Source organism: Roseateles sp. So40a, from assembly GCF_048081605.1.
Lineage (GTDB): Bacteria > Pseudomonadota > Gammaproteobacteria > Burkholderiales > Burkholderiaceae_C > Roseateles.
The window spans coordinates 2,461,792-2,487,883 of record NZ_CP182288.1; the positions used below are offsets into that span (position 1 = coordinate 2,461,792).

A 26,092-nucleotide genomic window follows, 5' to 3' on the forward strand; every position below is an offset into this window, starting at 1 on the left:
TCGCACATCAGATCAGCGTTAACCCTGCGGTAGCGATACCGGTACCGCTACCATCGCGGGCTTGACGCGGGTTCCCGATCCAGGGAATCCGAAAAGCCGAAGCCTGAAGCCCGCCCTGAAGCCCGCCCTGAAGCCCGCCATGTCCAAGCCCTTCATCCCGTCCCGCCGGACGCTCCTGGTCGCGTCCGCGGCCGCGGTCCCCCTGGTCGCCCTGCCCTTGCACGCCGTGCGCGACCGGGGCCTCGAGGGCGTCGAGCTCTCCCGCTACCAGCCCGTCTTCTTCACCGCCGCCGAGTGGGCCTTCGTGCTCGCCGCCTGCGACCGCCTGATCCCCGCCGAGGGCAAGGGCCCAGGCGCGCTCGAGACCAACGTGCCGGTCTTCCTCGACCATCAACTGCACGCCGGCCTGGGCGATGACATCTACCTGGCCGCGCCGCATCAGCTGGACGCGCCGGCCACGCTGGGTTTCCAGATGAGCCATGGCCCGCAGGCGGTCTACCGGCTGGGCATCGCGCTGGCGCAGAAGGCCGCGCAGGCGCGTCACCAGCGCCCCTTCGAGCAGCTCACGCACGCCGAGCAGGACGCGCTGCTGACCGCGCTGCAGAAGAACGACGTCCACTTCGACGAGCTCGGCGAGCCGACGCTCAAGGCCTCGCAGTTCTTCGGCCAGCTGCTCGGCGACACGAAGAACGGCTACCTCGCCGACCCCAAGTACGGCGGCAACAAGGACATGAAGGCCTGGGTCGCGATCGGCTTCCCCGGCGCGCGTGGCGCCTACACCGAGTGGGTCGACCAGCACGACCGCCCCTACCCGCTCGGCCCCGTCAGCCTGAGCGGCCAGCGCGCCTGATCCCGAAAGACTTCCCATGGCACATCTCACCAACGACGACGTCGACGTCGTCATCGTCGGGCTCGGCTGGGCCGGCTCGATCATGGCCATCGAGCTGGCGCGCGCCGGGCTGAAGGTCCGCGCGCTGGAGCGCGGTCCGGACCGTCCGCCCGAGGACTTCGCTTATCCGAAGCCCGCCGACCAGTACGCCTACGCGATCCGCAACAAGGTCTTCGCCACGCCGCGCGAGGCCGCGCTGACCGTGCGCTACGACACCGCGCAGAACGCGCTGCCCACGCGCAAGTGGGGTGCCTTCGCGCCGGGCACCGGCGTGGGCGGCTCGGGCCTGCACTGGACCGGCGTGCTGATCCGGCCCACGCCCACCGACATCAAGCTCAAGACCTACGCCGATCAGGCCTACGGCAAGGGCAAGCTCGATCCGGAGATGCGGATCAAGGACTTCCCGTTCACCTGGGAGGAGATCGAGCCGCACTTCGATTTCTTCGACAAGGTCTGCGGCCTGTCGGGCACGACGGGCAACCTGAAGGGTCAGGTGCAGCCCGGCGGCGATCCCTTCGAAGGCCCGCGCTCCAGCCCCTATCCACTGCCCGCGCTGCAGGACACGCTGAACTGCTCGCTGTTCGCCGACGTCGCGCGCAAGCAGGGCTATCACCCCTTCCCCAACCCGTCGGCCAACGTGTCGCAGGCGTGGACCAACCCGTACGGCGCGCAGCTCGCGCCGTGCAACTACTGCGGCTACTGCAGCAAGTACCCCTGCCTGAACTACTCCAAGGCCTCGCCGCAGACGGCGATCCTGGACGTGGTCAAGCGGATGTCCAACTTCGACTACAAGGTCAACGCCAACGTGCTGCGCGTGGACCTGCATGACGACAGGAAGACCGCCAAGGGCGTGACCTACGCCGATGAGCACGGCAACACCGTGTTCCAGCCGGCAAGGATCGTCATCCTGTCGAGCTTCCAGTTCGCCAACGTGCGGCTGATGCTGCTGTCGGGCATCGGCAAGCCGTATGACCCGGTCACCGAGACCGGCACCATCGGCCGCAACTACGCCTTCCTGAGCAACGGCGGCGCGACGCTGTTCTTCAAGGACAGGCACTTCAACCCGTTCGCCACGGCCGGCGCGACCGGCGAGATGTTCAACGACATCTCTCCGGGCAACTTCGACGACGGCATCAAGCTCGGCTTCATCGGCGGCGCCAAGATCCACAGCTCGCAGGCCACCGGCGCGCCGATCGGCGCGGCGCTGCCCAAGGGCACGCCGCAGTGGGGCAAGGGCTGGAAGGAAGGCATGGTCGACTGGTACGGGCGCTCGATGGGCATCAGCATCACGACGACCTGCATGTCCTACCGCGGCCACTTCCTGGACCTCGATCCGACCTACAAGGACCCGTGGGGCCAGCCGCTGCTGCGCATGACCTTCAACTGGCGCCAGAACGAGCTCAAGCTCCAGCGCTACCTGCGCGACATCGTGCTCAAGCTCGCCAAGGATCTCGGCCCCGACGCGATCAACGAGAACTTCCTCGCGCTGGACTCGCAGTGGGACATCACCAAGTACGTCTCCACGCACAACGTGGGCGGCGCGATCATGGGCACGTCGCCGCGCGATTCGGCGCTCAACAAGTACCTGCAGTCCTGGGACGTGCACAACGTCTTCGTGCCCGGCGGCAATGCGTTCCCGCAGAACTTCCAGGCCAACCCGACCGCCACCATCGGCGCCATCACGCTGATGGCCGCCGAGGCGATCAAGACCCAGTACCTGAAGAACCCCGGACCGCTGGTCCAGGCCTGAGCGCGCGCGCATGAAGACGATGTCCTTCCCCCAATCCCTCCAGATCGCGCTGGCCGCCGCGGCGCTGATCGCCACCGGCTACGCGTTGCGGCATCTGCCGATGGCTGAAGCCGCTGAATCTGCCGCTGAATCTGCCGCTGAATCCGCCGCTGGATACGCCGCTGCCGCGGGCGCGGACGCGGGCGCTTCGGCCCCGGTGGACCCCGCGCTGATCGCGCGCGGCGAGTACCTGGCCCGCGCCGGCGACTGCATCGCCTGCCACAGCGCGCCCGGCAAGCCCGCCTTCGCCGGCGGACTGGCCATCGACAGCGGCCACGGGCTGATCTACTCGACCAACATCACGCCCGACAAGCAGCACGGCATCGGCGGCTACACCGAGCAGCAGTTCGCCGACGCGGTGCGCCGGGGCGTGCGCGCCGACGGCCAGCACCTGTATCCGGCGATGCCCTACCCGAGCTACGCCAAGGTCAGCGATGCCGACATCCATGCGCTGTACGCCTTCTTCCTGCACGGGGTGAAGGCCGACGCGTCGGTGCCGCCGGCCACGGCGATGAGCTTCCCCTTCAACCAGCGCTGGGGCATGGGCTTGTGGAACTGGTTCTTCGGATCGGACCAGCCCTTCCGCCCGCCGGTGGGCGCGGACGCCACGGTGGCGCGCGGCGCGTATCTGGTGGAAGGCCTGGGGCATTGCGGCAGCTGCCACACGCCGCGCGGCTTCGCGATGAACGAGAAGGCCTATGACAGCGCGCAGGAGAAGTTCCTCGCCGGTGGGGATCTCGGCGGCTGGGACGTCCCGTCCATTCGCGGCCTGGGGCACTGGAGCGAGCAGGACGTCGTCGACTACCTGCAGACCGGGCGCAACCGCAGCGCGGCGGTGGCCGGCGAGATGACGCAGGTCGTCGAGCACAGCACCTCGCACCTGGCCGATGCGGACCTGCATGCGATCGCGGCTTTCCTGCGCTCGTTGCCGCCGAGCGGCTCGCCAAGCGCATCGGTGAAGCCGCAGGGGCGCGCGGAGACGCGGGCGAAGCTGACCGCCGCGGTGAACCTCACGCTGGGCGAGCGGCTCTACATCGACAACTGCGCGGCCTGCCACTTCGTGACGGGCAAGGGCGCGCCGCGCGTGTTCCCGCAGCTGGACGGCGCGAGCGTGGTCAACGCCGACAGCCCGAGCGCGCTGATCCACGTGATCCTCAAGGGCGCGCGCACGCCGTCAACCGAGAAGGCGCCGTCGGTGCTGGTGATGCCGGGCTTCGCGCATCGGCTCAGCGATGAGGAAGTCGCCGAGCTCGCGACCTTCCTGCGCCAGGGTTGGAGCAATCAGGCGGGAGCCGTCTCGGTCAAGCAGGTCGCCAGGACCCGCGAGGCGATCGAGCGGAAGTAGTCATGCCCCCTCGCCCGCGGAGCGGGAGAGGGAGGGGTGAGGGCTCTGTGCAAGACTCGCTGTTGCTGACGAGCCCTCACCCCCACCCCTCTCCCGCTCCGCGGGCGAGGGGAGTCAAAGGGCTCTGAAGCGCAGAAGCTCAAGCGAGCTTGAACGTCGCGATCGCTGCCGCGAGCCGCTGGGCCTGGCTTTCCAGGCTGTTGGCGGCCGCGGCGCTTTCCTCGACCAGCGCGGCGTTCTGCTGCGTGACCTGATCCATCTGCGTGACCGCCTGGTTGATCTGCTGCAGCCCCTGGCTCTGCTCGGTGGCGGCGCTGGCGATCTCCGTCACCAGCACGCTCACCTGCCGGATCTGCTCGACGATCTCGCGCATCGTCTCGCCCGCCGCCGCGACCTCCCGCCCGCCCGACGCCACCGACACGCCCGATCGCCCGATCAGCGTCTTGATCTCGCGCGCCGCGCTCGCGCTGCGCTGCGCCAGCGCGCGGACCTCACCGGCCACCACCGCGAACCCGCGACCGTGATCGCCCGCGCGCGCCGCCTCCACCGCCGCGTTCAACGCGAGGATGTTGGTCTGGAACGCGATGCCGTCGATGACACCGATGATGTCCTCGATGCGGCGGCTGCTGTCGGTGATGGCCTCCATCGTCTGCACGACCCGCCCGATCACCTCCCCGCCGCGACGCGCCGTGTCCGACGCCGCCGAGGCGAGCGTCGTCGCCTCCCGCGCGCTGTCCGCGGCCTGATGCACGGTGCCGGTGATCTGCTCCATCGAACTGGCCGTCTGCTGCAGGCTGCTCGCCTGTTCCTCGGTGCGGCTGGACAGATCGAGGTTGCCCGCGGCGATCTGCGTCGACGCCGTCGTCACCGAGTCCACGCCGCTGCGCACATCACGCACCAGCGTGCGCAGCCCGTCGACCATGCGCAGCAGGCTCTGCTGCAGCTCGCCGAGCTCATCCCGCCGCGTGACGCGCACGTCCGCCGCGAGGTCACCGCCGGCCACCGTCTCCATCGACCGGCGGACCTCCGCCAGCGGCCGCGTCACCGACCGCGTCGCGGTCACCCCGAAGGCCAGCCCCGCCACGATGCCCACCGCCACCGCGACCCACAGGATCGTGACGGTCTCGCGCACGGCCTCGGTGGCCAGCGCGCCGGACTCGGCCATCAGCTGCTCCTGGCGTTCGACGAGCCGGTTCAGCGCCTCGACGTAGCTCAGCTGCACCGGCCGCAGGCGCTGCAGCAGCGTGGCCTTGGCGGCATCCAGGTCCTCGCCCTGTGCCTGGCCGAGGAAGCCCTCCATCGCCTCGCCATAGTTCGCGCGCACCGCCAGCGCCTGCGTCAGCAGCGCCTTGGCCTGGCTGTCATGAATGGTGGGGACCAGCTCGTCGAAGAGCTTCCCCGCGCGCTGGCGCGAGGCGCGGATGGCGTCGATCTCCGTGACGCGCTCCGCCGCCGTGTCCAGCAACAGGACGTTGCGCGCGTTGCGCGACTGCTGGTTGAGCTCGTCAAAGATGCGATTGAGCGTGCGCACCTTGAAGTAGCGATCGCCGATCACCTGATGCACCCGGCTGTCGACCGCGGTCAGCCCGCCATGCGAGGCCCCGGCCATCAGCACCATCAGCAGCACCATGAGACCGAACGCGAGCCCCAGACGCGCGCCGATCCGGAGATTCAAACCCTTGGACATCCCGACTCCCTTCCTGTTGGAATTTGTATCTGGAGGGGATCGGCATTCGCACGGAAAGCCTGAGGGCGAATGCGCACGTCCGGGCGTTGTGCGCCCGATGTCAGAACGGACACGCACGCGCGGGACGGTCTTCAGTCGCTTTCCCGCGCGATGACCTCGCAGGCGAGCGCGGTCAGGCGCTTGGGCTGCTGTCCGCCGACAAGGGTCAGGACATGCGCGGCGGCGATCTCGCCGATCTCGCGCGCCGGCGGACGGATGGTGCTCAGGCTGGGGAGCAGCTTGTCGGCGAAGGCGTAGTCGCCGAAGCCGAACACCGCCACGTCGCCCGGCACCGACCAGCCCTCGCGCTGCGCCGCGAGCAAGGCGCCGCAGGCCAGGTTGTCGTTGGCGAAGAACACCGCGTCCGGCCGTTGCCGCTTGCGCGCCAGCAGCGCCCGCAGCGCTTCGGCGCCCGCCTCCATCGGCGGGGCGGCGCGCGGCCGCACCGCCACCGGCGCGCCTCGATGACCGAGCTCGCGCAGCGCCTCGGCGAAGCCGTCGTGGCGCTCCTGCGCGCTGAGGTCCCCGGCGGCGCTGTTGTGCACGAACGCCAGTTGGCGGTAGCCGCGCCCCCACAGGTGCGCCGCCGCGTCACGCCCCACCTGCCGGTGCGAGAACCCGATCTGCAGCGTCGGCCGCCGCGGCGTCAGCTCCCAGGTCTCGATGACGGGCACCTGCGTCGCCTCGATCAGGCGCTCGGTCGCCGCGCTGTGATGGCGGCTGGTCAGCACCAGCGCCGCCGGCCGCCAGCCCAGGAAGGCGCGCACGGCGCGTTCCTCGTTGTCCTGGGAGAAGTAGCTCGACGCGAGCAGCAGCTGATACCCCGCCGCGGCCAGCCCGTCGGACAGCGCCTCCAGCGTGTGCGCGAAGATCGGTCCGGAGATGTTGGGCACCACCATCGCGACCACGCGGCTCTGGGCCGACGCCAGTCCGCCCGCGGCGAGGTTGGGCACGTAGTCCAGCGCCTCGACGGCGGCCTTCACCCGGGCCGCGGCCTCCGCACCCACGCGATGCGGCTCGTTGAAGAAACGCGAGACCGTGATCGCCGACACCCCGGCCCGCGCGGCCACGTCCATCAGCGTCGTGCGCTGCGAGGTGCGCCGAGTCGTGCGCTGCTTTCGAGCGCCCGGCTCAGTCATCGCGCCCTCCCGCGATCGCACACGGCGCGTCGATGCGCCCAGTGCGGAAACCGTGTAAGGAAATCATCTTTTGGTCTTTGACGCTCCCTGGCGCCGATTCCGATGATGCGATCCATGTTAGCGCTAACAGCTCGTTGGTTCGATCAATCGCTTCTGAGGAAAACGGAGAACGCCATGCGCCGCCCGACCATCGCCCCGACCACCCGTCATCGACCGCGCCCGCCTCGCGGCCGATCGATCGCCGCGGCCTGCTCCCTGCTCACCGCGATGAGCGCGTCCTCCGCATGGGCCGAGGACACCGCGAAGGACACCGCGAAGGAAGACGCGACCGCCCTGCCCGCCGTCACCGTGACCGCGGCCAAGCGCAGCGAGTCGCTGCAGCGCGTGCCGGTGGCCGTGTCGGTGCTGGACGGGGAGTCGCTGGAGAACGCCAACCGCAACACGCTGGGCAGCCTGACGTCCCTGGTGCCCAGCCTCAACTTCCGCACTGGCGCGTCCAACAAGGACACCTCGCTCTTCGTGCGCGGCGTGGGCACGATCTCGACCTCGCCCGGCGTCGAGCCCACCGTCTCCACCGTCATCGACGGCGTGCCGCTCGCGCGCCCGGGCCAGAGCACGCTGGACCTGCTGGACGTGCAGCGCGTGGAGGTGCTGCGCGGGCCGCAGGGCACGCTCTTCGGCAAGAACGCCTCGGCCGGCGTGGTCAACATCGTCAGCCGCGAGCCTGCCTCGCAGCTCGAGCGCTTCATCGACTTCAGCCATTTCGGCGGCGGCAACGAGACCCGGCTGCGCGGCGGCATCTCCGGCCCCATCGCCGCCGGGCTGCGCGCGTCGCTGACGGTGCTCGCGGGCGGCTACGACGGCAACGTCACCAATGTCCACGACGACAGCCGCGTCAACGGCTACGACAAGCGCGGCGTGCGCGCCCGCGTGGACTGGGACCTCGACGCGGCCAGCCGGCTCGCGCTCGCCGCCGACTTCCTGAAGTCCAAGGACGACATCCCCACCGGCGTGGTCACGCGCACGCGGCTGATCGCCTATCCGTCGGGCACGGTGAGCGACTTCCCCGCGTTCGCGGCCGCCTTGGGGCCAGTCGTGGCCAGCGACGACAACCGGCGCGTGAACGCCAACCTGGCGACCACCGTCGACGACCGCAATCGCGGCGTGTCGCTGACCTACGAGCGCCAGCTTCCCGCCGGACACCGGCTGACCGCGATCACCGGCTGGCGCGGCTGGAACAACACGCAGCGCCAGGATGGGGACCGACTGCCGGCCGCCTCGCTCGGGCTGCCGCAGTCGCACGACTTGGGCACGGTGGACTTCACGCAGCTGTCGCAGGAGATCCGCGTCGCGTCGCCGCTGGGATCGACCTTCGGCCTGCCCATCGACTACGTGGCCGGCTTCTTCACGCTGCACACGCGCGACAAGGAAACCTACCGCCGCGACGTCGTGCGCATGACCAGCAGCGGCACTGGCACCGGCAGCACAGGCACGAGCTTCGCGGACTGGGGCGAGGCGCGCTACGGCACGAACAGCCACGGCTCGGCGCTCTTCGGCGAGGGCCGCTGGCACCTGGCCTCCGACTGGACCGTGCTGGCCGGCGCGCGCTGGACGCAGGACCGCCTGGACTTCGAGCACGCGCGCACGCGCAGCACGCCCGACGCGCAGTTCGCCGGGGCGATCCCGGGCGTGAACGCGGCGGTCTCGCTGGCCGGCAACACCAGTGCCATCGGGCGCTCGGGGCGCATCGGCCTGCAGCATGCCGTGAACGACGACCTCAGCACGTACCTGACCTGGTCGCGCGGCTACAAGGGGCCGGCGTTCAACGTGTTCTTCAACATGCTGGCCCGAGATGCGCTCGCGCTCAAGCCGGAGACCTCGAACAGCGTGGAGGCCGGGCTGAAGTCGGAATGGCTGGACCGCCGGCTGCGCCTGAATCTGGCGGTGTTCTCGACCGATTACCGCAACTACCAGGCCAATTTCTTCGACACCGTCGACGGCACCGTGATCACGCGCCTGATCAACGCGGGCGACGTCTCCAGCCGCGGCGCGGAGCTCGACCTGGACGCCCGCGTGACCCGCGACTTCACGCTGTCCGCCGCGCTGGCCTACGTGCATGCGCGCATCGACCGCTTCAACTGCCCCGCCGGCGCGGCCGCCAGCTGCGACGTCAACGGCAAGCCGCTGCCGTTCTCGCCGGACTGGAAGGGCTCGGTGCGCGCCAGCTACCGCTTCGCGCTGGCGGGCGGGCGACAGCTCGAACTCGGCGGGGACTACGCGTGGCAGAGCCGCGTGCAATACGACATCGGCCAGTACGCCGACACCGTCCAGGGCGCCTACGGTATCTGGAACGCGAGCGTCGCGCTGCAGCAGCCCTCGCAGGGATGGCGCGTGGCGATGGTCGTGAAGAACGTGCTCGACAAGTCGTATGCCTCCTTCCTCGGTCGCGGCTCGGCCTTCGTCAACCGATGGGTGCCGCGCGACGATCAACGCTACTTCGGCGTGCAGGCGCGGTATGACTTCTGAAGCCGCGAGCCACCTGCCGCGCCACGGCCGGCGCCAGATGCACCTGGGCGCCTTCCTGCTGGAATCCGGCCATCACGTCGCCGCTTGGCGGCATCCCGACGTCCCGCCGCGCGCCGGCCTGGACCTGGCGCTCTACCAGCGCCTGGCCCGCGAGGCGGAGGCGGCCTGCCTCGATGCGATCTTCCTCGCCGACTCGGTGGCCACCGAGTCGGGTCCGGGCGCCGAGCGGCTGTCGAGGTCCACGCGCTTCGAGCCGCTGACGCTGTTGTCCGCGCTGGCCGCGGGCACCTCGCGCATCGGACTCGTGAGCACCGTCACCACCAGCTACAACGAGCCTTACACGGTGGCGCGTCAGCTGCTCTCGCTGGATCACCTGAGCGCCGGCCGCGTGGGCTGGAACCTCGTGACCTCGGACAACGCCAACGAGGCCGGCAACTTCGGCCGCGACGCGCATCTCGCGCATGGCGACCGGTACGCGCGGGCGCGGGAGTTCCTCGAGGTCGTGCAAGGGCTGTGGGACAGCTGGGATGACGACGCGCTGCTGGACGACCGCGCGGCGGGTCTGTATTACAGCCCCGACCAGCGACACACGCTGGATCACGCTGGCGCCCAGTTCCGCGTGCGCGGTCCGCTGAACGTGCCGCGCTCACCGCAAGGGCAGCCGGTCATCGCGCAAGCGGGCGCCTCCGAGCCCGGCTTGCAGCTGGCCGCCGCGAGCGCTGAGCTGGTCTTCACCGCGCAGCCCACGCGCGAGCGCGCCCAGGCCTTCTACGCCGACCTGAAGTCCCGTGCGCAAGCGCAGGGCCGATCGCGGGACGCATTGAAGATCCTGCCCGGCGCGTACGTCGTCGTGGCTCCCACGCGCGCCGAGGCCGAGGACCGCCAGGCCCAGCTGCAATCGCTGGTCCACCGCGACACGGCGCTGGGCCTGCTGTCGCGCATGATCGGCAACATCGACCTGCGCGGCCTGGACTGGGACGCACCGCTGCCCGAGCTGCCGCTGACCGACTCCGGCCAGCGCAGCCGCCAGCAGCTGCTCACGCGGCTCGGGCAGGAGGACGGGCTCACGCTCGGCCAGCTCGCGATGAAGATCGCGGGCGGACGCGGCCATCTGTCGGTGATCGGCAGCGTGAGCGAGGTCGCCGATGTCCTGCAGGACTGGTTCGAGCACGGCGCCGCCGACGGCTTCAACCTGATGCCGCCACTGCTGCCCACCGGATTCGAGGCCATCACCCGGCTGCTCGTGCCCGAACTCCAGCGGCGAGGCCTGTTCCGCACCCGCTACGAGGGCTCAACGCTGCGCGAGCACCTCGGCTTGGCGCGTCCGGCCTCCCGATATCCCACCGCCACGCTCGCCAAGGAGTCCGCATGAAGCGCCGCACCCTGATGTCCGCCCTGCCTTTGCTCGCTGCCCCGATGGCGTTTGGCGCCGCGACCAAGGGTGAGATCCGCGTGGGCTTCCAGAAGGGCGGACTGCTGCCGCTGGTGAAGGTCCGTGGGTTGCTGGAGCAACGCCTTGCCCCGCTGGGCTGGTCGGTGGTGTGGCGCGAGTTCCCCGCCGGGCCGCAGCTGCTGGAAGCCTTCAACGTCGATGCGATCGATGTCGGCGTGACGGGATCGCCGCCGCCGATCTTCGCGCAGGCGGCGCGGGCGGACTTCGTCTACATCGCCGCCGAGCCGGGTCAGCCGCACAGCGAGGCCGTGCTGGTCAAGCCCGACAGTCCGCTGCGCGCCATCGCCGACCTGAAGGGACGGCGCATCGGGCTGCAGAAGGGATCGAGCTCGCATTACCTGCTGCTGGCCTCGCTGGCCAAGGCCGGGCTGACGCTGCGCGATGTGCAGCCGGTGTACCTGTCGCCAGCCGACGCGCGCGCCGCGTTCGAGCGCGGCGCGATCGACGCGTGGGTCGTGTGGGATCCCTACCTGACCTTCGCGCAGGCGGCGACGAAGGCACGCGTGCTGGCCGACTTCAGCGTGCTCGCGCCCGAGTCCCCGCCCTGGAGCTTCTATGAGGCGCGACGCGGTTTCGCCGCCGCCCACGGCGCGCTGCTGCGCGAGCACGTGATCCCGGTGCTGGCCGAGGCCGGCCGCTGGGCCAACGAGCATCGCGAGGAAAGCGCTCGCCTGGTCGCCCCCCGCTTCGGCGTCCCGGAGGCGCTGCTGCTGCAACTCGGGCAACGCGTGCGTTACGGCGCTGTTCCGCTGACGTCCGCGATCGCGGCCGACCAGCAGCGCATCGCCGACGCCTTCCACGCGCAAGGCCTGATCCCGGCGCGGATCCCGGTCAAGGACGCGTTCTGGGGCGGCTGACACGCCTCGCTTCGCCGTCGCCTTCACTCGCCGCTTTCACCGCCACGTTCACGCCGTCACGACGGCGTCATCGGGAAACTCCTGACTTCCGCACCCGGATAATCAACGACACTCACGGCCAAGGTTAAGCGATTAACCTAACTGAACAAGCAGCTCGCAAGATAGCGGGCATCGACAACAAGGCCGAGGCGCTTCCGAGCGCCGCGGTGAGTGAGACAGCCGTGATTCCTCCCCGTCCGCAACCGCGCGTCGACGTAACTCGACGAAACCTGGTGCTCTCCGGCGCCGCGCTGTGCGTGGCTGGAAGCGTCGCCTCAGCGCCCGCACCGGCCCCCGCAGCCCCCTCCTCGCCCGCCGCCCGCTGCGACGCCAGCCCGGTGCGGACCACCCACCGCGACGACTTCATCCTCGGCGCCGACATCTCCACGCTGGAGACCGTCGAGCGCGGCGGCGGCAAGTTCTTCACCGCCGACGGACGTTCGGGCTCCGCGCTGCAGATCCTGCGCGCGGCCGGCATGAACTGGGGCCGTCTGCGCCTGTGGCACACCCCCGTCAACGCCCACGACGTCATCGAGGGCGAGCGCATCGTCTCGCGCCACGGCGAGCCCGTGGGCGGCGGCGACAACGGACTGGACGTCACGCTGCGCCTGGCGAAGCGCCTGAAGGCGCAGGGCATGAAATGGCTGCTCGACATCCATTACAGCGACCACTGGACCGACCCCGGTAAACAGGTGAAACCGGCCGCCTGGGCGCGCCTGCACGGCGAGGCGCTGGAAAAAGAGGTTGAACGTTATACCTCCGAGGTGCTGAAGGCCCTCCACGCGCAGGGCACGGACCCGGACATGATCCAGGTGGGCAACGAGGTCAACGGCGGCATGCTGTGGCCCGACGGCAAGACCTGGCGCGAGACCCCCGACGAGAAGATCGGCGGCGACGCGGCCTTCGCCGCGCTGCTGCGCGCGGGCATCCGCGGCGTGCGCGCGACCGACGCGCTGCGCGGCCGCCGCCTGCCGGTGATGCTCCATCTGGCCCATCAGGGCGACGGCAAGAGCACCGAGACCTTCCGCCGCGTCTACGACGGCTTCGAGGCCGAGAAGCTCGACTACGACGTCATCGGCCTGAGCTGGTACCCGTATCACCACGACGCCTACGACGCATTGCGCGACAACCTGCGCATGCTCTCCGACCGCTACCGCAAACCGCTGGTGGTGGTCGAAACCGCATACGGCCATCAGCTGGACAACCCCGGCGGCGGCGGCGCGGTCTTCAACGAGGAAGGCGCACGCCGCTCCGGTTATCCCGCCACGCCCGAGGGCCAGGCGCGGATGCTGCGCGACGTCGTCCGGGCCGTGGCCGGCGTGCCGCACGGCCTGGGCGTCTTCTACTGGGAACCCGCGTGGCTCGCGGTGCCCGGCGCGGGCTGGCGCACCGGCGACGGCAACGGCTGGGCCAACCAGACGCTGTTCGACGACCAGGGCCGCGCCCTCCCCTCGATCACCGCCATGCGCGACGCCGCCCCCTGCCCCGACAACACAACACGTCCAAAGACGGAGACACCATGACCTCCTCCACCCGCACCCCGTCCGAGGCGCGCGCTCGCGCCTCCCGTCCGTCCGCCGTCTTCCTGATGGCGCCGGTGGCGCTGGCCTGCGCCACGCTGGCGCCCGCCATCGCCCACGCACAGGCCGCGGCGCCTGCCCCGGCAGCCTCGGCCTCCTCCGCTGCGGGCAACGCGCTGGACACCGTCGTGGTCCAGGGCCAGCGCTCCAGCCTGATCAAGGCGCAGGACATCAAGCGCAACGCCGATCAGGTCGTCGATTCCATCGTCGCCGACGACATCGGCAAGCTGCCCGACGCCAACGTCGCCGAGGCGCTGCAGCGCATCACCGGCGTGCAGATCTCGCGCAACCGCGGCGAAGGCGACCGCGTGCAGGTCCGCGGCCTGCAGCAGACGCAGACGCTGCTCAACGGCCGCGTGATCTTCAGCGCGAGCAAGGAGCGCGGCCTGGCCTTCCAGGACGTCCCCGCCGAGCTGCTCGCCGGCGCGGATGTCTACAAGACCCCGACCGCCAGCCTGATCGAAGGCGGCATCGGCGGTGTCATCGACCTGCGCACCCGCCGCCCCTTCGACTTCGCCGGCTTCAAGCTCGCGGGCTCGCTCAAGGCCACGCGCGCCGAGCTCGCCGACAAGAACAACGCCGAGGGCTCGCTGCTCGTGTCCAACCGCTGGCGCACCGATGCCGGCGAGTTCGGCGCGCTGCTCAGCGTCTCGGCGCAGAAGCGAGACTACCGCTCCGACACGCAGGAACTGGACAACCCGGCCAAGCTCGCCGACGGCTCCAACACCGTGGCGCCGCTGGGCCAGTGGCTGGCCTACGAGTTCGGCGAACGCGACCGCAAGGCCGCGAGCGCCTCGCTGCAATGGCGCCCTGACGCGCGCAGCGAATACACGCTGGACTTCAACCACACGCAGCTCAAGAGCCGCACCGACGTCTTCGGCCATTACGCCTCGCCGTTCTGGGCAAACTTCAGCGCCACCGCCAACCAGGGCCAGCTCTGGCCCAACGGCGCGGTCCAGACCGATGCCAACGGCAAGTTCGTCTCGGGCAGCTTCTGGGGCGCGAGCATGAGCACCTCGGGCTCGGTGGCCGACGAGAACACCAAGATCGACCAGCTCGCGCTGGCCGGCAAGTGGAAGGTCGGCGACGCCACGCTTCGCAGCGACCTGAGCCACACACGCAGCACCTTCGACCGCTTCTACCAGGAGGTGCGTCTGGGCACCTTCAGCAACGACCCGGTCAGCTACAGCTTCGACCTGAGCACCAAGCTGCCCTCGGCCTTCTCGCCCACCGCGCAGCTCGACAACCCGGCCAACTACTGGGCCGACAAGGCGCTGTACTTCCGCACGCACAACACCGGCAAGGAAACCGCGTGGCGCCTGGACGGCGACAAGCCGGTGGACCTCGGCGTGATCACGACGCTGCACGCCGGCGTGCGGCTCAACGATCGCCGCGCGCAGAGCGCCGAGATCAACACCATCGACGACATCTGGATGTTCAGCCTGTCGCAGATCCCGGCGGTGGGCCTGCTGCCCCACAACGACCTGCTGAAGGACGCGGGCGGCGGCAACATCCCGCGCCAGTGGCTGACGGTCACCGACACCAACTGGCTGCGCGACGCGCAGGCCGTGCGCTCCACCTTCAACCTGTCGGTGCCCGAGCTCGACCCGGCGCAGAGCTTCCAGTTCCGCGAGCGCGCCGCGGCGGTCTACGTCGCCGGCGATCTCGACACGACGCTGGCAGGTCTGCCGCTGACCGGCAACGTCGGCGTGCGCGCGGTCACGACGCGCACGCAGCGCGCCTACACCGCCACGAGCGGCGGACGGGTGGACCTGTCCAAGACCGACACCGACTTCCTGCCCTCGCTCAACCTGAAGCTCGAGCTCACGCCCGACCTGCTGACGCGCCTGTCGCTGTCGCGCGTGGTGACGCGGCCCAACTTCGACCAGCTCACGCCCAGCCTGAGCCTGAACGTCAACGACAAGACCGGCTACCAGGGCAATCCGGAGCTCGACAAGCTGCGCGCCAGCCAGCTCGACGCGACGCTGGAGTACTACCTGTCCAAGAGCGATTCGGTCTACGGCGCGGCCTTCTACAAGGACGTGTCGGGTTTCATCCAGACGACCAGCACGCAGACCACGATCAACGGCACCAGCTACACGCTGACCACGCCGAGCAACGGCCGCGACGGCCGCATCCGCGGGCTGGAGTTCGGCTACACCGGCTTCTTCAACAAGCTGCCGGGCGCGCTGCGCGGTCTGGGACTGCAAGCCAACTTCACGCTGGTGGACAGCGCCGCGCCCAGCCCCATCGACGGCCGCAGCGCGCCGCTGGAAGGCCTGTCCAAGCGCAGCGCCAACCTGATCGCGATGTACGACCTGGGCGACTTCTCCGCGCGCCTGGCCTACAACTGGCGCAGCGACTACACGGTCGGCTCGCGCCTGAGCTTCCCCAGCAACGACGGCGTGACCGCGCTGACGCCGGTGTCGATGAAGGGTTACGGCATGGTCGACGCCTACCTGAGCTACGCGATCACGCCCAAGCTGCGCATCGCGATCGAGGGCAACAACCTGACGCGCACCGTGCGCCGCAGCGTGTTCAGCGATTACGGCCTGCCGCGCGGCACCTACACCGACGATCGGCGTTTCGCGATCAGCCTGCGCGCCGAGCTGTAAACCCCACCAACCCGGCCTCGCGCCGGGTTTTTTCATGGCGCGCGCCGGCCCCGCGTCCGGCGGAGCGCTGTCCCGATTTCCCTCACCACAACCACGCAAGGAGACAAGGGAATGACGAAGCGATTCACACGCCGCGAGGCGATCGGCACGGGCCTGGGCCTGGCCGCCGGGCTCACCGCGCTGCCCGCCGCCGCGGCCACGCTGGTCAAGGGCGCTGACGTGAGCTGGGTCAGCCAGGAGGAATCCGCGGGCTACAGCTTCTACAACGCCTCGGGCGCCAGGACCGATCCGTTCAAGCTGCTCAAGGACCTGGGCATCAACACGATCCGGTTGCGGGTCTGGGTCAATCCGAGCGGCGGCTGGTGCGACGGCGCCGACACGCTTTACAAGGCCAAACGGGCGATCGCGCAGGGCCAGAAGGTCATGCTGACCTTCCACTACAGCGATTCCTGGGCCGATCCCGGCCAGCAGACCAAACCCGCGGGCTGGGCCGGCCACAGCTTCACGCAGCTGATGAGCGATGTCTACGCGCACACGCAGGGCATCCTCAGCTATCTGAAGAGCAACGGCGTGACGGTCGACTACGTGCAGGTCGGCAACGAGATCAACAGCGGCATGCTCTGGCCCGATGGGCAGGCCTCGGGCTCGAGCTTCGCCAACCTGGTCAAGCTGATCAACAACGGCAACGACGCGGTGAAGTCGGTGTTCCCCAGCGCCAAGGTCATCCTGCACCTGGCCAACGGCCACGACAACGCGGTGTTCCGCTGGTTCTTCGACGGCATGAAGGCCAATGGCGCGCGCTACGACGTCATCGGCCTCTCGCACTACCCGACCTCAAGCAACTGGACGAGCCGCAACGCGGCGCTGTCGACCAACATGGCCGACATGGTGTCGCGCTACGGCAAACCGGTGATCGTGGCCGAGACCGGCATGGACTGGCAGCAGGCGGCCGCGTCCAAGGCCATGATCGCGGACCTGCTCACGCGCGTGTCGGCGCTGGGCGCCAACGGGCTCGGCGTTCTGTATTGGGAGCCGCAGGCCTACCCCGGCTGGCAGGGCTACACCTGGGGCGCGCTGGACGGATCCGGGCGCTTCACCAGCGCGATGGATCCGTTCTGAGGATGAGCCACGCTGGGTCCAGCGTGGCTCGGCGCGTTTCCTCAGCGGGTCTTCTCGGGCATCGCCGACGAGTGGTGGTGCGCGATCAGCCACTGGCCATCGCGGTGCTCGTACACGTAGGTGTAGCGCGCCTTGACGGTGGAGCCGTCGCCGAAGCGGAAGGTGTAGGTCCCGACGTCCTGCGCGACGTTGCAGCCGATCTTGATGATCCGCTTGTCGATGGTGCCCTGGGGCTTGTTCTTGAGGAACTTGACGAAGTAATCGCGGATGTCCGCTGGCGTGCTGCGCGGTTCATTGGTCACGGTGGGCAGCAGCACGGCGTCGGGCGCGTAGTTCGCGGCGACGCGCGCCGGATCGCCGGTGGCCAGCGAGGCATTCCAGCGATCGAACAGCGCGGCGATGCGGTCCGGGTCGGTGCTGGCGCAGACCGCGGTCGCGGCGGTCGAGCTCGCGGGGGGCATGGCACTGGCCGTCGCGGCGCGGTCCTGCGCGGATGCCGCGCCCGCGGCGCCGAGCATCAGCGCCGCGAGGGTCAGCGCCCACCGGGGTTGAACGCCGCGAACGGCAGGTCGAATGGCGGGATGACGGACGAGAACGGTCATGAGGACAGACTCCAGATCGAGGATTGAGGGACGGCGACCCAAAGGTCGCCGCGCCACGGAGTCCTCCGCGGCGCCTGATCGATTCTGGAAACCGTCAATGAACACGAACGTCGCGGCCGATGAACCGGCCATGACGCGCGGATGAACCGGAGATGAACGCGGCTCAGCCGGCGTCCGGCAGGTCGTCCATCCGATAACCGAGCCCGCGCACCGTCTTGAGCAGCGGCAGCGCGTGCCCCTCGTCGATCTTGGCGCGCAGGCGGCGCACGTAGACGTCGACGACGTTGGTGAGCGGGTCCACGTGCACGCCCCACACGTTGGCCAGGATGCGCTCGCGGCTGAAGACCCGGCCCGCGGCGCTCATCAGCAGCTCCAGGAACGCGAGTTCCTTGGCGGTCAGCGTGATCAGGCGGCCGTCGCGTCGCACCAGCATGCGTTCGCGGTCGAACTCCAGGTCGGCCACGCGCAGCAGCGACGCCTCCGGACGCTGCTCGCGTCCGCGCCGCTGCAGGGCCACGAGCCGCGCCAGCAGCTCCTCGAAATCGAAGGGCTTGACCATGTAGTCGTCCGCGCCCAGCCGAAGTCCGCGCACCTTGTCGGCGGTGCTGTCCATCGCCGTCAGCATCAGGATGCCGGCCGGATGGCCCTCCGCGCGCAGTGTCTGGCACAGGTCCAGCCCGCCCAGGCCGGGCAGCATCAGGTCCAGGATGATCAGCGCGGCCCCGCCGGCGCGGGCCCGCGCCAGCCCGTCGGTTCCGGTGCGCGCCACCTCCACCACGTACCCCTCGGCACCGAGTCCCCGGCTCAGGAAATCGGCGATCCGGGGATCGTCCTCGATGATCAGCAGTTGTCGGCTCATGGGGTCGTCGTGTCCGGAATGATCAGTCGCACCGTGGTGCCTCGCCCCACCTCGCTGTCGATCTCGAGATGGCCGCCATGGGCCGCGAGGATCGATCGCGCGATGGACAGGCCGATGCCCGTGCCGTCGGCGCGATGCTCACGCGCGAGGCGGCCACGCATGAATCGCTCGAAGACCAGCGGCAGTTCCTCCGCGGGAATGCCGATGCCGTCGTCGCTCACGTGGATGGCGACACGCGCCGGGCACTCGCCCTGCGCCTCATCGCGCAGGGGCTCGTCCACCGCCCAGGCGACCCGCACCGCACCGCCGGGGCGCGAGTAGCGGATCGCGTTGTCGAGCACGATCACCAGCGCCTGACGCAGGCGGATCGGATCCGCGGACACGGTCCGCTCATCCGGCACCGGCTCGACGATCAGGCGCTGACCATGCGCCGCGGCCAGCGCCTGCGCCTGATCGACCGCGCCGTCCAGCAGCGTGCCCAGCGGCAGGGGTTGGCGCGCGATGTCAAGTTCATTGGCCTCGGCGCGCGCGATCAGCAGCAGGTCGTCCACGACGCCCGTCATCTGCTTGACCGCTGCGACGATGCGCGCCAGCGTCGACCGGTACTCCTGCGTTGGCAGCTCGCCGGCGCGCAACGCCACGTCGGCCTCGCCGCGGATCACGGTCGCGGGCGTGCGCAGCTCATGGCCGAGGTCGGCGAACAGCTGACGGCGCCGATGGTCGAGCTGCTGGAGCGCCAGATGCGCCCGCTCCAGCTCACCGGTGCGGGCGCGGACCTCGTCCTCCAGGCCGCGACGCACGGCCTCGGCGGCCTCGCGATGCTGCTGGAGTTCCCAGGCCATCGTGTTGAAGCGCAGCGCGACCTGATCGAACTCGTCCCCGTGGCCCACGGGGATGCGATGTCCGAGCCGCCCCGCCTGCACCGCCTGCGCGCCCTCGAGCAGCGCGTCGAGCGGCCGGCGCAGCCGACGCCGCAGGTGCAGGCTGAGCGCCACGGCGCAGGCGAAGGTCAGCGCGACCATGACCACGCTCTGCAGGCGCAGCCGCGCGATGCCGCGCTCGGTGGCCGCGCGGGCGATCGGCACCGCCTTGCGCTGGCCCTCGATCGCGCCGTTGAGCAGGTCGCGCAGGTCGCGGCCATGCGTCTTGTCGAAGACCTGATTGAGCTGGCGCCAGACGCTCTCGAACCCTTCGCGCTCGCCATGCGGCTCGAGCGCGCGCAGCTGACGCCGCAGCTCGACCAGGTTGTCCGAGAGCAGCGCGCTGATGTCCACCAGCTGCGTGACCTCGGGCGGCACGGCCACGTCGTCGCGCTGCGCGATCGCCTCCCACGAGGCCAGATGGCGCCGCGACAGGTCGTCCAGGCGCCGCGCGCCGGCGTCCATCGCATCGAGCAGCCGCTCGCGCGAGGCCTCGGTCGCGCCCGCGCCCATCACCTGCTGCGCGGCCCAGTTGCGCAGCCGCTGCTTGTTGGCGGAGAGATCCAGCAGCTCGGACAACAAGTCGCTGGTGAGGCGGCTGTGGTGCGCGTAGCCGTCCACGCGCACCGTGCCCCAATACACGAAGGCGGCCTGCAGGCAGACCAGGGCCAGCATGAGCGACAGGGCCAGCGTCAGTCGGAGTCGGTACATGGCGCGGGATTCTGCGGCATCGCCGATCGCCCATCGCCACGGTGAAGCGAGCGACGACGCGCCGCTTTGGCGAAGCGGTTCAGGTCCTGAAGCGGTAACGCAGCCGATGGCGCCAGGTCTGCCCCGGCGCCAGCCAGCAATCGGGCTGCGCCCATTCGGGGTGATGCGGGCTGTCGGGCAGGAACTGCGGCTCCAGCGCGATGCCGCCATACGCGGGCCAGCGCGGCGAGCAGCCCGCCGTGCCCGCGGCGAGGAACTCGCCCGTGTAGACCTGCACCGCCGGCAGCGAGGTGCTGAGGTCCATCGCCAGCAGGCCGTCCGCGGACTTCAGCGTCGCGGCATGCCGCGGCGCGTCCGCGCTGGCGTGGCCCTCGGGCAGCAGGAAGGCGTGATCGAGCGCCTCGCCAATCACCCGGCCCTCGCGGTAATCGAATCGCGTGCCCTCCACCGCCATCGGCGCGCCGGTGGGCAGTCCCGACGCATCCACCGGCAGCATGCGGTTCGCCGCGACGCGAAGACGCTGACGGCGCACATCCACGCAGCCATCGCCATCGAGCTGGAAATAGGCGTGATTGGTCAGCCCCACCGGGGACGGATCGTCGCCCTGCAGGACCGCGATGAGCTCGATGTCCACGGTCATCGCATCAGGCAGCGTGTACCGGACCTCGACATCGAGCGCGCCCGGGAAGCCCTGATCGCCGTCCGGCGAGTGCAGCGCCAGCCGCAGCCGATCGCGCGCCTGCGACACCAGCGTCCACTCGCGCTGATGGAAGCCGCCCGGTCCGCCGTGCAACTGGTGATTCAAGCCCGGCTCGCTGAGCAGCGGCCACACGCGATCCCCGCGCCGCAGCTGCGAGCTCGCGATGCGATTGGCCCATCGGCCGATCGTCGCGCCGACATACGCGCGGTTGCGGCGCTGGCTGTCGAGGTCATCGAAGCCGAGCAGCACCTCGCGGGTGGAGCCATCGCGCAGCGGCACGCGGCAGCCGACCCAGCTCGCGCCATGTCCGAGCACGCGGATCGACACGCCGCCCGGCCGGCTCAGCGTCCATGCGGCGTCGCTCACGACTTCACCCCGCCCGCTGTCAGGCCCGCGACCAGCCAGCGCTGCATCAGCAGGAACATCAGCGTCAGCGGCAGGCCGGCCAGCAGCGCGGTCGCGGCGAAGTCGCCCCAGAGATAGCGCTGGTTGAACAAGAACAGGCGCGAGCCGACGGCCAGTGTCAGCTGCTGCTCGTCGTGCAGCAGCACCGACGCGACCGGGTATTCGATCATCGCGCCGAGGAAGGCCAGCACGAACACCACGGCCAGCACCGGCTTGGCCAGCGGCAGCAGCACCAGCACGAAGGACTGCCAGCGACTGGCGCCGTCCACCGCGGCGGCCTCCTCGAGGTCGGGCGGGATGCTCTCGAAATAGCCCTTCACCAGCCAGATGTGCTGCGCCACCGCGCCCGTGTAGGCCAGCGCCAGGCTCCAGTGGCTGTTCAGTCCGAGCCACGGCACCCAGTCGCCCAGGCGATCGAAGATCGCGTAGATCGCCACCAGCGCGAGCACCGACGGGAACATCTGCAGCAGCAGCATCGCCGTCAGCGTGCCCTCGCGGCCGCGGAAGCGCAGCCGCGCGAACGCATAGGCGCTGGTCACCGACAGCGCCAGGCAGGCCGCCGCGCTCACCAGTGCGACCTTCAGCGAGTTCAGGATCCACTGCAGCACCGGGAACGGCGGCGGCGTCACGTTGCCCTGGGCATCGACGACGGGCAGGCCCACCGCCAGGCGCCAGTGCTCGAAGCTGATCTCCTTGGGAATGAGGCTGCCGCCGGCGAAGTTGCCGGGCCGCAGCGAGATCGACACGATCATCGCCAGCGGCAGCAGGCTCACCACGACGAACGCGATCAGCACCGCATGCAGCGCCCACACGCGCCAGCGCTGCGACGAGGTCATCACCATGGCCATGACGAGGCTCCCGCCCGGCTCAGCGCCGGGCTGCTTTCGCGCCGCCGAAGAAGCGCAGGTTGACGTAGGCCAGCAGCGCCACGATCACGAAGACGATCGAGGAGATGGCGCAGGCGAGCGCGTAGTTCTGACCGCCGTCGTTGAACGCGATGCGGTAGGTGTAGGACGCGAGCAGGTCGGTCGCGCCGACGGGGACCTGCGTGTCGAGGTAGTCCGGCGCGCCCTCGGTCAGCAGCGCGATCAGCGTCAGGTTGTTGAAGTTGGCCGCGAAGGACGCCACCAGCAGCGGCGCCATCGGCCGAGCGATCAGCGGCAGCGTGATCCGGAACAGATTCGTGACCGGTCCCGCGCCCGCGAGTGCCGAGGCCTCGTACAGGTCCTCGGGAATGGCCTTCAGCAGGCCCATCGCGAGGATCATCATGTACGGGTAGCCCAGCCAGGTGTTGACCGTCAGCACCATCGCGCGGGCCAGCGTCGCATCGCTGAACCAGCCCGGGCGCACGCCGAAGAGCAGGTCCAGCACCAGGTTGATCTCGCCCAGGTTCTCGTTGAACAGGCCGCGGAAGACCGGGATCGAGATGAACGCCGGCACCGCGTAGGGCAGGAACAGCGCGAGCCGATAGGCGCCACGGCCCTTGAGCGCCGGCCAGCTCAGCGCGACCGCGAAGAACAGCCCGAGCGAGAAGGTCAGCAGCGTGTTGAGCGACGCGAAGCTCACGGTCCAGATGAACACGCGGACGAAGGGCTCGAAGAAGCTGCTGTCGCCGAAGATGCGCGTGTAGTTGGCCAGGCCGACCGTCGTGCGGAATCCCGGCTCCAGGGCCTGACCGCGCGCGTCGCGCCACACGCCCGCGGCGTGGTCGGCGGTGACGACGCCGCCGTCGCGCAAATCGCTGAGCCGGTCTGCGTCGATGGCCGCGTAGCGCTGCGCCTGGTCGGTGATGCGATGCAGGCTGGACAGCCGCCACTGGCGATCGTCCGGCGTGCGCAGCACCAGCGCACGCAGCTGAGGCAGCAGCTCGACGAGCGCGCGGGGCGCAAGCGCCTCACCGGTGAGCGGCTGTCCGTCCTCGGCCGCGCCGAGGATGACGGCGTTCGCCGCACCGAGCGTGAACGGAACGCTCAGCCAGTCCTTGCCCTCATCGTCGCGCAGCCGGGCCTGGTAGCGCGCGGACGCGCCCTCGCCTTCGCGCACCAGCGTCAGGTCCATGCCCAGGCCGTCGCTCTCGGTGCGTTGCAGCAGCACGTCGGTGGCGCGCTCGAACGACAGCAGGTGCGCCGAGCTGTAGTTGGTGAAGGCGATTCCCAGCGTGAAGACCATCGGCAGCACGATGAACACGAGCACCGCGGACACGCCCGGCATCACGTAGCGCCAGGCCTGCAGCCGCTTGCTGAACTGCAGCAGCACGAGCAGCCCCGCCACGCCGAGCGCGGCCATCGCGGCGATCGGCTCATGCGCGCGCAGCAGTTGCTGGCACAGGAACAGCAGTCCCGCGACCGCGGCGAGGTTCAGGGCGTGCAGCCCGTAGGAGAGCGCGCGCATCACGAGCCCTCCCGCACCGCGGCGCTCGCGGGTTTGACTTCAGCGCCCTGCCCCGCCACGCGCCGCGACGCGCGCGCCAATCCGGCGTCCACGCTCTCGCGGCCTTGGGTGATGCCCTGCACCGCGGCGTTCATCGCGGTCCAGAAGCGCGCCATCTCGGGCACGTTGGGCATGGGCTCGCCGAGCGCCGCGGCCGCGGCCGTGCCCTCGACCAGCGCGTCGCCGCGCAACTCGGCCAGCAGCGCCGTGTTGGCCGGCACGCCCAGCGGCACATGCGCCTGGATCGCGCGCAGCCCCTCGATGCTGAGCAGGTAGCGCTCGATGAACTCCGTGGCCAGCAGCGGCTGCTTGCTGGACGCGCACAGCATCGCGCCAAGCACGCCGGTCATCGGCCGGCCGGCGCGCCCGCGCAAGGACGGCAGCGGCGCGGCCGCGACGCGCAGGCCGCTCTTCTTGAGGTTGTTCCAGCCCCAGGGCCCGTTGATGGTCATGGCCACGCGGCCCTCGTTGATCGCCGCCTCGCTCTCGGCATAGGTGGCGGTGCGCGGAACCAGCCCTTCGTCCACGAGGCGCTTGAGCAGCCCCATGCCCGCGCGCGTGCCGTCGGTGTCGATGCCGTTGTCGGCGGCGTCCCAGCTGCCGTCCTCGCGGCGACGGAAGGCGTAGCCGCCGCCGGCCGACATCAGCGCGTAGGTGTAATAGAACTCGTTGTAGGGCCACATGATCGCGCGCCGGCCCTGCGGGCGCAGGCGGCGGTCGAGCTCGAAGACCTCGTCCCAGGTGCGCGGCACGCGCGGCACCAGGTCGAGGTTGACGATGAGCGCGACCGACTCGATCGCGATCGGATAGCCCCAGGTGCGGCCGCCGATGCGCCACGGCGACCACGCCATCGGCGCGACCGACTCGCGCAGCGCGCGCGACGGCGCCACCGGCCGGATCAGCCCGGACGCGGCCCATCCGCCGGCGCGGTCATGCGGCCAGATCCAGACGTCGGGGCCCTTGCCGGCCGCGGCGGCCTGCTCGAACTTGGACACGCCGTTCTCGGGATGCTCCACGCGCAGCGCGATGCCGGTGTCGCGCGTGAAGCGCTCGCCGATCTTCACGACGCCCTCATAGCCCTTGTCGCCGTTGATCCAGACGCGCAGCGGCTCGTGCCGGTCCAGCAGCGCGGCGAACGCCGAGCCGCTCGCCAGCGACAGGCCACCGAGACCAGCGCCCGCGCGCAGCGCGCGACGGCGCGACGGATTCATCGGGCCGCGCATGTGTCGAGCTCCTCGTGCAGACGGGGCAGCGCCTCGCCGCGCGGGTCGAAGACATGGACCTCGTCGCGCAACGCGGCGACGGGGAAGGACTCGCCGATCGCGGGCGCCGCGTGGCCCTCGGGCAGGCGCGAGACCAGTGCTCCGCCGGGTCCGGCCAGGTAGGCCAGGCTCTGATCGCCGAGGTGCTCCAGCCACTGGACCTGCGTGCGCATCGGCTCGCTCAGGCGCGGGTCGTCGCTCCCGTCGCGGCGGGTCGCGGGTCGCAGGTGTTCCGCGCGCACGCCCAGCGTGACGGCGTCGCCGTCGTTGACGCCGTCGGCGCGCACCGGCAGCGTCAATCGGGTGCCGTCGGCGAGCGCGGCGACGAGGCCATCCTCGCGGCGCTCGATCAGCGTCGCGGGCAGGAAGTTCATTCGCGGCGAGCCCAGGAAGCCGGCGACGAAGAGGTTGCGCGGGCGCCGATACAGCGTCAGCGGGGCGCCGCACTGGGCGACGCTGGGCTGCGGCAGCAGCGCACCGGGCGGCGGCGGTTGCAGCAGCACCATGCGGTCCGCGAGCGTCATCGCCTCGACCTGATCGTGCGTGACGTAGATGGAGCTAGCGCGGCCCTGGCTGCGATGCAGGCGGGCGATCTCGAGCCGGGTCTGCTGGCGCAGCGCGGCATCGAGGTTGGACAGCGGCTCATCGAAGAGGAACACGCCGGGCCGGCGCACGAGCGCGCGTCCGATGGCCACGCGTTGTCGCTGACCGCCGGACAGCTCGCGGGGTTTGCGCCGCAGCAGGTGGTCGATCTGCAGCAGCCTGGCGACCTCGTCAATGCGGCGTTGCGCGTCGGCCTTGGGCACGCGCGCCAGGCGCAGGCCGAAGCCGAGGTTCTCGCCGACGTCCAGGTGCGGGTAGAGCGCGTAGCTCTGGAAGACCATGGCCACGTCGCGCTCGCCGGGCGCCTTCTCGTTGACGCGGCGTCCGCCGATGCGCATCTCGCCGCTGCTGATCGTCTCCAGCCCCGCGATCATGCGCAGCAGCGTGGACTTGCCGCAGCCCGAGGGGCCGACGAACACGCAGAACTCGCCCTCGGCGATGTCCAGCGTGACGTCGTGCACCGTGGGCACGCCGCCATCGACGTAGGTCTTGCCGATCCGGTCCAGTTCCACCGAGGCCATGG

Annotated in this window: 19 protein-coding genes; 9 read left to right on the forward strand and 10 right to left on the reverse strand. The window is 70.3% G+C overall.

What is annotated here, in order from left to right; all coding sequences use genetic code 11:
* The first annotated feature begins 139 nt into the window (after positions 1–139).
* From ACNI65_RS11240 to ACNI65_RS11250, 3 genes are read left to right on the forward strand one after another with little or no spacing between them, the layout of a single operon-like run.
* Complete coding sequence (locus tag ACNI65_RS11240) at positions 140–850, forward strand: gluconate 2-dehydrogenase subunit 3 family protein (protein ID WP_416763078.1); 711 nt, start codon at positions 140–142, stop codon at positions 848–850.
* 16 nt (positions 851–866) lie between these two features.
* Positions 867–2,639, forward strand: coding sequence for a GMC family oxidoreductase (locus ACNI65_RS11245; protein WP_416763079.1), 1,773 nt, complete (start codon positions 867–869; stop codon positions 2,637–2,639).
* Positions 2,640–2,649: 10 nt separating this feature from the next.
* Positions 2,650–4,023 carry a c-type cytochrome gene (locus ACNI65_RS11250; protein ID WP_416763080.1) on the forward strand — a complete coding sequence of 458 codons (1,374 nt, stop codon included), beginning with the start codon at positions 2,650–2,652 and terminating at the stop codon, positions 4,021–4,023.
* Between the two features lie 139 nt (positions 4,024–4,162).
* Here the strand turns inward: ACNI65_RS11250 and ACNI65_RS11255 are convergent, their stop codons facing one another.
* Together ACNI65_RS11255 and ACNI65_RS11260 are read right to left on the reverse strand one after the other, a co-directional pair.
* On the reverse strand, positions 4,163–5,710 hold the full coding sequence (locus tag ACNI65_RS11255; protein ID WP_416763081.1) for a methyl-accepting chemotaxis protein: 1,548 nt from the start codon (positions 5,708–5,710) through the stop codon (positions 4,163–4,165).
* 131 nt (positions 5,711–5,841) lie between these two features.
* Complete coding sequence (locus tag ACNI65_RS11260; protein WP_416763083.1) at positions 5,842–6,888, reverse strand: LacI family DNA-binding transcriptional regulator; 1,047 nt, start codon at positions 6,886–6,888, stop codon at positions 5,842–5,844.
* Between the two features lie 174 nt (positions 6,889–7,062).
* Here ACNI65_RS11260 and ACNI65_RS11265 point away from each other — a divergent pair, with 174 nt between their 5' ends.
* The 6 genes from ACNI65_RS11265 to ACNI65_RS11290 all read left to right on the forward strand — a co-directional run bounded on the left by ACNI65_RS11265 (position 7,063) and on the right by ACNI65_RS11290 (position 17,077).
* Positions 7,063–9,414, forward strand: a complete 2,352-nt coding sequence (locus ACNI65_RS11265; protein ID WP_416763084.1) for a TonB-dependent receptor — start codon at positions 7,063–7,065, stop codon at positions 9,412–9,414.
* Positions 9,404–10,786: an LLM class flavin-dependent oxidoreductase gene (locus ACNI65_RS11270; RefSeq protein WP_416763085.1), complete on the forward strand. Its 1,383-nt coding sequence runs from the start codon at positions 9,404–9,406 to the stop codon at positions 10,784–10,786. The genes ACNI65_RS11265 and ACNI65_RS11270 overlap by 11 nt, the downstream gene beginning before the upstream one ends.
* Positions 10,783–11,724 carry an aliphatic sulfonate ABC transporter substrate-binding protein gene (locus ACNI65_RS11275; RefSeq protein ID WP_416763086.1) on the forward strand — a complete coding sequence of 314 codons (942 nt, stop codon included), beginning with the start codon at positions 10,783–10,785 and terminating at the stop codon, positions 11,722–11,724. The genes ACNI65_RS11270 and ACNI65_RS11275 overlap by 4 nt, the downstream gene beginning before the upstream one ends.
* A gap of 377 nt (positions 11,725–12,101) precedes the next feature.
* Positions 12,102–13,286, forward strand: a complete 1,185-nt coding sequence (locus ACNI65_RS11280) for a glycoside hydrolase family 53 protein (RefSeq protein ID WP_416763087.1) — start codon at positions 12,102–12,104, stop codon at positions 13,284–13,286.
* On the forward strand, positions 13,283–15,958 hold the full coding sequence (locus tag ACNI65_RS11285; protein WP_416763088.1) for a TonB-dependent receptor: 2,676 nt from the start codon (positions 13,283–13,285) through the stop codon (positions 15,956–15,958). Before ACNI65_RS11280 ends, ACNI65_RS11285 begins: the two co-directional genes overlap by 4 nt.
* A gap of 111 nt (positions 15,959–16,069) precedes the next feature.
* Entirely contained in the window at positions 16,070–17,077 is a 1,008-nt protein-coding gene (locus ACNI65_RS11290; protein ID WP_416763090.1) for a glycoside hydrolase family 53 protein, read from the forward strand.
* A 41-nt stretch (positions 17,078–17,118) separates the two neighbouring features.
* On the opposite strand, the gene ACNI65_RS11295 is transcribed toward ACNI65_RS11290, so the two are convergent.
* The 8 genes from ACNI65_RS11295 to ACNI65_RS11330 all read right to left on the reverse strand — a co-directional run bounded on the left by ACNI65_RS11295 (position 17,119) and on the right by ACNI65_RS11330 (position 26,090).
* Positions 17,119–17,595, reverse strand: a complete 477-nt coding sequence (locus ACNI65_RS11295) for an SgcJ/EcaC family oxidoreductase (RefSeq protein WP_416763608.1) — start codon at positions 17,593–17,595, stop codon at positions 17,119–17,121.
* Positions 17,596–17,842: 247 nt separating this feature from the next.
* Positions 17,843–18,538 (reverse strand): response regulator, encoded by a 696-nt coding sequence (locus ACNI65_RS11300; RefSeq protein WP_416763091.1) that lies wholly within the window; start codon positions 18,536–18,538, stop codon positions 17,843–17,845.
* Positions 18,535–20,169: a sensor histidine kinase gene (locus tag ACNI65_RS11305; protein WP_416763092.1), complete on the reverse strand. Its 1,635-nt coding sequence runs from the start codon at positions 20,167–20,169 to the stop codon at positions 18,535–18,537. The genes ACNI65_RS11300 and ACNI65_RS11305 overlap by 4 nt, the downstream gene beginning before the upstream one ends.
* Before the next feature lie 79 nt (positions 20,170–20,248).
* Positions 20,249–21,235 (reverse strand): galactose-1-epimerase, encoded by a 987-nt coding sequence (locus ACNI65_RS11310; RefSeq protein WP_416763093.1) that lies wholly within the window; start codon positions 21,233–21,235, stop codon positions 20,249–20,251.
* Positions 21,232–22,122 carry a maltose ABC transporter permease MalG gene (gene malG, locus ACNI65_RS11315; RefSeq protein ID WP_416763094.1) on the reverse strand — a complete coding sequence of 297 codons (891 nt, stop codon included), beginning with the start codon at positions 22,120–22,122 and terminating at the stop codon, positions 21,232–21,234. Before malG ends, ACNI65_RS11310 begins: the two co-directional genes overlap by 4 nt.
* Positions 22,123–22,141: 19 nt before the next feature.
* Positions 22,142–23,665, reverse strand: coding sequence for a maltose ABC transporter permease MalF (malF, locus tag ACNI65_RS11320; protein WP_416763095.1), 1,524 nt, complete (start codon positions 23,663–23,665; stop codon positions 22,142–22,144).
* A complete protein-coding gene (gene malE / locus ACNI65_RS11325; protein ID WP_416763096.1) occupies positions 23,665–24,927 on the reverse strand; it encodes a maltose/maltodextrin ABC transporter substrate-binding protein MalE in 1,263 nt (420 codons plus the stop codon). Before malE ends, malF begins: the two co-directional genes overlap by 1 nt.
* Positions 24,912–26,090: an ABC transporter ATP-binding protein gene (locus ACNI65_RS11330; RefSeq protein ID WP_416763097.1), complete on the reverse strand. Its 1,179-nt coding sequence runs from the start codon at positions 26,088–26,090 to the stop codon at positions 24,912–24,914. The genes malE and ACNI65_RS11330 overlap by 16 nt, the downstream gene beginning before the upstream one ends.
* Positions 26,091–26,092 lie beyond the last annotated feature (2 nt).

Bases quoted from the DNA above. Each gene is read 5' to 3' on its own strand.
- ACNI65_RS11240 (WP_416763078.1), top strand. From the start codon at position 140: ATGTCCAAGCCCTTCATCCCGTCCCGCCGGACGCTCCTGGTCGCGTCC.
- ACNI65_RS11245 (WP_416763079.1), top strand. From the start codon at position 867: ATGGCACATCTCACCAACGACGACGTCGACGTCGTCATCGTCGGGCTC.
- ACNI65_RS11250 (WP_416763080.1), top strand. From the start codon at position 2,650: ATGAAGACGATGTCCTTCCCCCAATCCCTCCAGATCGCGCTGGCCGCC.
- ACNI65_RS11255 (WP_416763081.1), bottom strand. From the start codon at position 5,710: ATGTCCAAGGGTTTGAATCTCCGGATCGGCGCGCGTCTGGGGCTCGCG.
- ACNI65_RS11260 (WP_416763083.1), bottom strand. From the start codon at position 6,888: ATGACTGAGCCGGGCGCTCGAAAGCAGCGCACGACTCGGCGCACCTCG.
- ACNI65_RS11265 (WP_416763084.1), top strand. From the start codon at position 7,063: ATGCGCCGCCCGACCATCGCCCCGACCACCCGTCATCGACCGCGCCCG.
- ACNI65_RS11270 (WP_416763085.1), top strand. From the start codon at position 9,404: ATGACTTCTGAAGCCGCGAGCCACCTGCCGCGCCACGGCCGGCGCCAG.
- ACNI65_RS11275 (WP_416763086.1), top strand. From the start codon at position 10,783: ATGAAGCGCCGCACCCTGATGTCCGCCCTGCCTTTGCTCGCTGCCCCG.
- ACNI65_RS11285 (WP_416763088.1), top strand. From the start codon at position 13,283: ATGACCTCCTCCACCCGCACCCCGTCCGAGGCGCGCGCTCGCGCCTCC.
- ACNI65_RS11290 (WP_416763090.1), top strand. From the start codon at position 16,070: ATGACGAAGCGATTCACACGCCGCGAGGCGATCGGCACGGGCCTGGGC.
- ACNI65_RS11295 (WP_416763608.1), bottom strand. From the start codon at position 17,595: ATGCTCGGCGCCGCGGGCGCGGCATCCGCGCAGGACCGCGCCGCGACG.
- ACNI65_RS11300 (WP_416763091.1), bottom strand. From the start codon at position 18,538: ATGAGCCGACAACTGCTGATCATCGAGGACGATCCCCGGATCGCCGAT.
- ACNI65_RS11305 (WP_416763092.1), bottom strand. From the start codon at position 20,169: ATGTACCGACTCCGACTGACGCTGGCCCTGTCGCTCATGCTGGCCCTG.
- malG (WP_416763094.1), bottom strand. From the start codon at position 22,122: ATGGCCATGGTGATGACCTCGTCGCAGCGCTGGCGCGTGTGGGCGCTG.
- malF (WP_416763095.1), bottom strand. From the start codon at position 23,665: ATGCGCGCGCTCTCCTACGGGCTGCACGCCCTGAACCTCGCCGCGGTC.
- malE (WP_416763096.1), bottom strand. From the start codon at position 24,927: ATGCGCGGCCCGATGAATCCGTCGCGCCGTCGCGCGCTGCGCGCGGGC.
- ACNI65_RS11330 (WP_416763097.1), bottom strand. From the start codon at position 26,090: ATGGCCTCGGTGGAACTGGACCGGATCGGCAAGACCTACGTCGATGGC.